The organism is Mycobacterium sp. 1245499.0 (assembly GCF_001673615.1).
Lineage (GTDB): Bacteria > Actinomycetota > Actinomycetes > Mycobacteriales > Mycobacteriaceae > Mycobacterium > Mycobacterium europaeum_A.
In genome coordinates, this window is sequence record NZ_LZMG01000339.1 from 1 (window position 1) to 6,755 (window position 6,755).

At 66.4% G+C, this 6,755-nt stretch carries 9 protein-coding genes and 1 pseudogene; 6 read left to right on the forward strand and 4 right to left on the reverse strand.

What is annotated here, in order from left to right; all coding sequences use genetic code 11:
- The first annotated feature begins 198 nt into the window (after positions 1–198).
- Positions 199–663 (forward strand): hypothetical protein, encoded by a 465-nt coding sequence (locus A5646_RS21105; RefSeq protein ID WP_066868420.1) that lies wholly within the window; start codon positions 199–201, stop codon positions 661–663.
- Between the two features lie 112 nt (positions 664–775).
- The gene (locus tag A5646_RS21110) at positions 776–1,906 is read left to right on the forward strand and encodes a nitronate monooxygenase (RefSeq protein ID WP_067023988.1); all 1,131 of its coding nucleotides are present in this window, start codon (positions 776–778) and stop codon (positions 1,904–1,906) included.
- A gap of 26 nt (positions 1,907–1,932) precedes the next feature.
- On the opposite strand, the gene A5646_RS21115 is transcribed toward A5646_RS21110, so the two are convergent.
- From A5646_RS21115 to A5646_RS21125, 3 genes are all read right to left on the reverse strand, one after another.
- Positions 1,933–2,163, reverse strand: coding sequence for a hypothetical protein (locus A5646_RS21115; RefSeq protein WP_066868424.1), 231 nt, complete (start codon positions 2,161–2,163; stop codon positions 1,933–1,935).
- 90 nt (positions 2,164–2,253) lie between these two features.
- On the reverse strand, positions 2,254–2,541 hold the full coding sequence (locus A5646_RS21120) for a hypothetical protein (RefSeq protein ID WP_066878724.1): 288 nt from the start codon (positions 2,539–2,541) through the stop codon (positions 2,254–2,256).
- 5 nt (positions 2,542–2,546) lie between these two features.
- Positions 2,547–2,945: a hypothetical protein gene (locus A5646_RS21125; protein ID WP_066868428.1), complete on the reverse strand. Its 399-nt coding sequence runs from the start codon at positions 2,943–2,945 to the stop codon at positions 2,547–2,549.
- Between the two features lie 247 nt (positions 2,946–3,192).
- On the opposite strand from A5646_RS21125, the gene A5646_RS21130 reads away from it, so the two are divergent.
- Genes A5646_RS21130 through A5646_RS21140 form a run of 3 tightly spaced genes read left to right on the forward strand, consistent with a single transcriptional unit; the run spans position 3,193 to position 6,090 of the window.
- Positions 3,193–4,491, forward strand: a complete 1,299-nt coding sequence (locus tag A5646_RS21130; RefSeq protein WP_067023991.1) for a cytochrome P450 — start codon at positions 3,193–3,195, stop codon at positions 4,489–4,491.
- 12 nt (positions 4,492–4,503) lie between these two features.
- On the forward strand, positions 4,504–5,517 hold the full coding sequence (locus A5646_RS21135; RefSeq protein WP_066868432.1) for an alcohol dehydrogenase catalytic domain-containing protein: 1,014 nt from the start codon (positions 4,504–4,506) through the stop codon (positions 5,515–5,517).
- A gap of 12 nt (positions 5,518–5,529) precedes the next feature.
- Positions 5,530–6,090: a YceI family protein gene (locus A5646_RS21140; RefSeq protein ID WP_067023994.1), complete on the forward strand. Its 561-nt coding sequence runs from the start codon at positions 5,530–5,532 to the stop codon at positions 6,088–6,090.
- A 28-nt stretch (positions 6,091–6,118) separates the two neighbouring features.
- Here A5646_RS21140 and A5646_RS21145 read toward each other — a convergent pair whose 3' ends face one another.
- Positions 6,119–6,409 (reverse strand): hypothetical protein, encoded by a 291-nt coding sequence (locus tag A5646_RS21145; RefSeq protein WP_066868436.1) that lies wholly within the window; start codon positions 6,407–6,409, stop codon positions 6,119–6,121.
- On the opposite strand from A5646_RS21145, the pseudogene A5646_RS21150 reads away from it, so the two are divergent.
- Positions 6,390–6,755: pseudogene (locus tag A5646_RS21150) on the forward strand (hypothetical protein); the annotation flags it as partial. The gene A5646_RS21145 and the pseudogene A5646_RS21150 sit on opposite strands and share 20 nt — an antisense overlap.

The window sequence follows — 6,755 nt, forward strand, 5'->3', positions numbered from 1 at the left end:
TCGAATGCTAGAACGGGCCACCGACAAAAAGCGCTCCCCTGAAACCACTGAAACAAAAGAGGCACAAGTGATTTGGGTTTGCCGGATCAACGCGTCAAAGCGTGGACCATCGCGCCTATTGCGTCGCCGAGAACAATGAGTCCAAGCGGCAACCGCGCTGCGGCGCGGTGCGCGATTGGATAGAGGTGGGTGAGTGCCATGGCCTCGTTGCTCACGGCCTGCAGCGGGTTCCTGCTCGCCGTCTTGTGGATGGATTTGATCTTCGACGTCCAGGTACTTCGATATCGCAAGGCCACGACCGAACTGCCCGAGGCCGTGCTCGCTTCCATCGCGGCGTATTACCACCGCGCGACCACCGCGTCTCGGCCGATGAGCCGATTGATCGCACTCGTCATGCTGACCCTGGTGGGAACGCTGGTGCTGCAGGCCGCGCGGGGCCACGATCCCGGTTGGCTGCTGGTGACGTCGGCCGCGCTTGCCGGCATTCCGACCATGTTGGCGTTGACGCACACGGTTCCCGATGCGGTGCAGCTCGGGCACCGCGAGGACAGTCCGCCCGAGCAAACGCGCCTGGCGCGCTCGGTGTGCCGCGACCATCTGCTCTGCGCCGCCTGCATGCTCGCGTTTCTCGTCCTGTGGGTGGCGAACAGCACCGCGATCTGACCGCGGTGACGGGTCGTAGTCGCAAGGCGCAGGTCAGGACCCGCTGGCCACGTCAGTGAGCTACGTACTAAACTAGAACACGTTCCAATTCGGCGAGCTCCCAGGAGTTGTAATGCACACCCCTATCTGCGACGAACTCGGCATCGAGTTCCCGATTTTCGCCTTCACCCACTGCCGCGACGTCGTGGTGGCGGTCAGTAAGGCCGGGGGGTTCGGCGTGCTCGGTGCGGTCGGCTTCACCCCCGAGCAGCTGGAGATCGAACTCAATTGGATTGACGACAACATCGGCGACCACCCCTACGGCGTCGACATCGTCATCCCGAACAAGTACGAGGGCATGGACTCCCATCTGTCCGCGGAGGAGCTTGCCGAGACGCTGCGCAAGATGGTGCCGCAGGAGCACCTCGACTTCGGCAAGAAGATCCTCGCCGACCACGGCGTGCCGGTCGAGGACAGCGACGGCGACAGCCTGCAGCTCCTCGGCTGGACCGAGGCGACGGCCACGCCCCAGGTCGAGGTGGCGCTCAAGCACCCCAAGGTGAAGATGATCGCCAACGCGCTGGGCACCCCGCCGGCCGACATGATCAAGCACATCCACGAGGCCGGGCTCAAGGTCGCGGCGCTGTGCGGCTCCCCCTCGCAGGCTCGCAAGCACGCCGACGCCGGCGTCGACATCATCATCGCCCAGGGCGGTGAGGCTGGTGGGCACTGCGGCGAGGTGGGCTCGATCGTGCTGTGGCCGCAGGTCGTCAAGGAGGTCGCCCCGGTCCCGGTGCTGGCCGCCGGTGGCATCGGCAGCGGTGAGCAGATCGCGGCCGCACTGGCGCTCGGCGCGCAGGGCGCGTGGACCGGATCGCAGTGGCTGATGGTCGAGGAGTCCTCGAACACCCCGGTTCAGCAGCAGGCGTACGTCAAGGCCGGCAGCCGCGACACCGTCCGCAGCCGGTCGTTCACCGGCAAGCCGGCCCGCATGCTGCGCAACGACTGGACCGAGGCGTGGGAGGCACCGGAAAACCCGAAGCCGCTCGGAATGCCGTTGCAGTACATGGTCTCCGGCATGGCCGTGCGGGCCACCAACAGGTACCCGAACGAATCCGTCGACGTGGCATTCAACCCCGTCGGCCAGGTGGTCGGGCAGTTCACCAAGGTGGAGAAGACCTCAACGGTCATCGAGCGCTGGGTGCAGGAGTACCTGGAAGCCACCAACCGGCTGGACGAACTGAACGAGGCCGCCTCCGTCTGACGCGGAGGCTGGCCTGGCCGGTGCGCCTAGACCTCGTCGGCTTCGTCGGCTTCGTCGCGTCCGGTGAACACTTCCTTCGTCCGGTCCACCGCGTACGTGCCGATGTCGATCGAATTCGCGACGATGCCGCTGGCGCCGCCGGCGACGTCGCCGCGGATGATGTCGCTGGCGTGTTCGACGATGTCGGAGGCTTTTTCGACGGCGTTGGTCGCGATGTCCCTGACGGCGTCGACTGCATCCCTGGCGTTGAAGGCCATCTCGAGTCTCCCTTGTGTTGCAGGACGGTTGCTACGACTCTAGACGGGCTCGGGTGGCATTTGGCTACGGGCGGTGACGCCTATCGGGGCCTAGTAGTGCACCAGGCTGCGCCAGTAGTCTTCGGAAATTTCGGCCCCCGAGCGCAAAATTCGGGCCAGTCCGACGGCCATCGCGACGCCCAGCAGTCCCAGCCAGAGCCCGGCCAGCGCGATGACACCCCACAGCACGGCGGTGACGGTGGGCCAGGGCGAGAGCACCGCCAGCGCCGGCGCGAAGAAGAATCCGGTCCCGATGTACCAGGCCGAGCCGGCCCGGTCGGAGGCCAGCACGAAGCGTAGCCAGCGTGGGATCGAAGGCTGAGCCGGACGATCGCGCATGGTCGTTACTCGGACGGTGGGAAGAACCCTGCCCCGGTGAACCAGCCCTCTTGCCACCCTTGGGCTCCCAGGCACAGCATCGGAAGTCCGCGGTCCGACTGTGCGGCGCTCTGCGGGCCTGGGCACTTGGCGCCCGCCTGCTGGACTCCGTACAGCGGATAAGAGGCCACCCAATAGCCGGTGGTCGCCGCGGGGAACTGATTGGGGGGCGGGAAGTGGCAAGCCTCGGCCTGGCCGCTGGGCCCCCGTCCGAAGATGAAACGCTCGTAGTTGTCGCACGGCGCGCCCAGCGAGGCCTGATAGTTCATGCCCGGCACGTCGCCGTCGTAACCGGCGGCCGCGCACGGGGCCAGGCCGATCGTGATGCCCGCTATCGAAGCGGCGCTGAGCAGTTCCCGAATCATGTCCTACCCCGCCTGTCGTCGCCGGTGACCTGCACCAAAGCATATCCGGCGGACCGTCGGCCACAAGACCGTTCCGGCTTGTGGGTCCGATCGTCGGCGTGCACCCGCGACACGGGGCGAAACGGCCGGTCAGGAACACGTTCCAATTCGCCGCCGACGATCTTTCCTCAATGCTTCCCAACCAAGGTGCGGCAGTGGTTTCCTTGCACAAGGACGACTAGACCACTTCGTCATCGAGGAGCGGGCCATGCCAACCGTCGAGCCAACTGCCAAGCCGGTCCCCAATCTGCCTCCCGGCTTCGACTTCACCGACCCGGACATCCACGCCGAGCGGCTCCCGGTGGAAGAGCTGGCCGAGCTGCGCCGGACCGCGCCGATCTGGTGGAACGAACAACCGGACGGGGTGGGCGGATTCGATGACGGCGGCTTCTGGGTGGTGTCCAAGCACAAGGACGTCAAAGAGATTTCGCGGCGCAGCGACGTGTTCTCCAGCCTGGTGAACACCGCCCTGCCCCGATACAAAGAGGGCACGGTGCGCGAACAGCGCGATACCGGCAAGTTCGTGTTGCTCAACATGGATGCCCCGCAGCACACCCACCTCCGCAAGATCATTTCGCGTGGGTTCACACCGCGCGCCGTCGAGCTGCTGCGTGACGACCTGAACCAGCGTGCCCGTCAGATCGTCGAGAAGGCGGCCGCCGCGGGTTCCGGCGACTTCGTCGAGCAGGTGTCCTGCGAGCTTCCGCTGCAGGCCATCGCCGGACTGCTGGGAGTGCCGCAGGAAGACCGCATGAAGCTGTTCCACTGGTCGAATGAGATGGTGGGCGACCAGGATCCGGAATTCGCCCGCAATGACGCGATGGGTGCGTCGGTCGAGCTGATCACCTACGCCATGCAGATGGCCGCCGACCGGGCGCAGAATCCCGGCGAGGACATCGTCACCAAGTTGATCGAGGCCGACGTCGACGGGCACAAGCTCTCCGACGACGAGTTCGGTTTCTTCGTCATCCTGCTGGCGGTGGCCGGCAACGAGACCACCCGCAACTCCATCACACAGGGCATGATGGCCTTCACCGACTTCCCCGACCAGTGGGAGCTGTACAAGCGGGAGCGTCCCGCCACCACGGCCGACGAGATCGTTCGGTGGGCCACCCCGGTCACCTCGTTCCAGCGGACCGCCCTGCAGGACTACGAGCTGTCCGGCGTGCAGATCAAGAAGGGCCAGCGCGTCGTAATGGTCTACCGCTCAGCCAATTTCGACGAGGATGTATTCGAGGACCCGTTCACCTTCAACATCCTGCGCGACCCTAACCCGCACGTCGGGTTCGGTGGCACCGGCGCGCACTACTGCATCGGGGCCAACCTGGCGCGGATGACCATCGACCTGATGTTCAACGCGATCGCCGATGCCATGCCCGACCTGGAATCGGTCGGCAAGCCCGAACGGCTGCGGTCGGGGTGGCTCAATGGGATCAAACACTGGCAGGTCGACTACCACACCAACGGCTCCCAGAAATGTCCCGTCGCGCATCAGGCCCAGGGGTGACAAGCTAATCACATGCCCAATCATCGAGCCGTCCATGTCCCGTCCGCCGGTGCAGCTTTGGAGCTGGTCGACGCCGAAACCAAGCCACCGGGTCGCGATGAGGTGCGGCTGACGGTCGCCGCGTGCGGCATCTGCGGGACCGACGCGCGCTTCGTCAACGGCGACTTCCCCGGCATATCGTGGCCGCTGACTCCGGGGCATGAGATCGCCGGCAAGATCGCCGAAATCGGCGACGGCGTCCAGGATTTCGCAGTCGGCGATCGCGTCGCGGTCGGCTGGTTCGGCGGATGTTGCCAGCGCTGCGACCAATGCCGCAAGGGACAGTTCATTCACTGCGAAAACGGCAAGGTGCCGAGTTGGCAATATCCCGGCGGATATGCCGAGTCGGTGACCGTGCCGGTGAGCGCGCTGGCGCGCATACCGGCCGAGCTGTCCGATGCCGAAGCCGCCCCGATGGGATGCGCCGGCGTGACCACCTATAACGCGTTGCGGCACACCAACGCGCTGCCCGGCGACCGGGTGGCGGTACTCGGCGTCGGCGGCCTGGGCCACCTCGGGGTGCAATTCGCCCGGGCCATGGGTTTCGAGACCATCGCGATCAACCGCGGCACCGGCAAAGCCGACGACGCCCGAAAACTGGGCGCCCATCACTACATCGACTCCACGGCCAACGACCCCGCCGAGGCGCTCAAGGACTTGGGCGGCGCGACGGTCGTCCTGGCCACCGCCGGAAACTCCAAGGCGATGGCCGACACGGTCGGCGGCATCCTGCCCCGGGGCCAACTGGTCACCATCGGCGTCACGCCCGAACCGCTGCCGATCAGCCCGGTGCAGCTGATAACGCCGGGCATCAGCATCGTCGGCCATCCCTCCGGTACGGCGAAAGACGTCGAGGACACGATGCATTTCGCGGTCTTGTCCGGCGTAAGAGCGTGGATCGAGGAGCTGCCGCTGTCGCAAGCCGCGGAGGGCTACGCGGCCCTGGAAGGCGGCCGGGCGCACTATCGCACCGTTTTGACCATGTGACACGGTCGATTCGTGACTTCCGACCAAGGCGCGGTGTGGACGATCGGCCCGGCTGACGGTGAGTTGTTGCTGCACACCGGCGTTAGCGGCAGGGCGGCGCGGATGGGCCATCGTCTTACCATCGCGATGACGCGCTGGCGTGCCACCGTGAGCTGGTCCGACTCCCAACCCGTCAGCGCACAGCTCACCGTCGAGACCGATTCGTTCGAGGTGCTGCGTGGTGACGGCGGTGTCAAAGGGCTGTCCGGGGCGGAGAAGGCGCTGGTGCGGTCCAACGCCCTGAAGTCGTTGTCCGCCAGCCGGTTTCCCGAAATCTGCTATACGGCGGATGTCATCGAAAACGCCGGCGATAACTACCGCCTGATGGGCGCTCTGCACATTCGGGGAGTGTCGCGGGACCATGTCGTCGAGGTGCAGACCGAAGACCTCGGGGAATCATGGCGGATGTCAGTCGAATCCACCATCCGGCAGTCCGACTACGGCATCAAGCCGTACTCGCTGCTGATGGGGTCGGTCCAGGTCGCCGACGACGTGTCGTTGTCGTTCGCCGCCGTTCGCGCCCAGGGCAACTGAGGGCCGCGGTCACCGGCGTCGGGCGAGCTCAGGGTTGCGGGTCGGTCGCTGCGCGCGGGGCCGAGTCAACCGCCGGATCGCCGGTGTCACCGGGTATGTGCTCGAGCACCCGGGTCAGGTAGGGCTGTCGGTTACCGCCGTCCGACTGTCGTTCGCCACCGGCGCCCGGCTGCTCCTCCGGAACGCTGGCGTCCGAAACCGGTTCGCCGGCAGGGAGTTTCGTTTGTGGGGCCGGCGGCTTGGCCGGCGGGGCCGCCGGAAGCGGCGCGACGGCCGTCACCGCCTCGGCGATCTGGGGGGTGGGCGGCCACAGCGACATCGACGGCCTCTCCTGGCAGCTCGAAACGACTTTGCCGGTACCGGTTTTCGTGCAATCGATGGCCCAGGTGACGATCGCGCGCGGCGCGGCGCTGTCGGCGGCTGCAAGCACCGAATTCACCGACGACCAGCTGGTCGAGCACATCAGCGAACCCGTTCCGGCGCCCACTCAGAAGCGGCAGTTGTCCTACGCCGGGGCCATGACCGCGTTGGCGGCCGGTGCCATCACCTTCGTCGGGTCGGTATCACTCGCGGTGGGGATCCACGTGGGGCCGGCCAGCGCCGCCGGCGCGCGATCGTCACCTGGGCCATCGATTGCACGAAAACCGGTACCGGCAAAGTCGTTT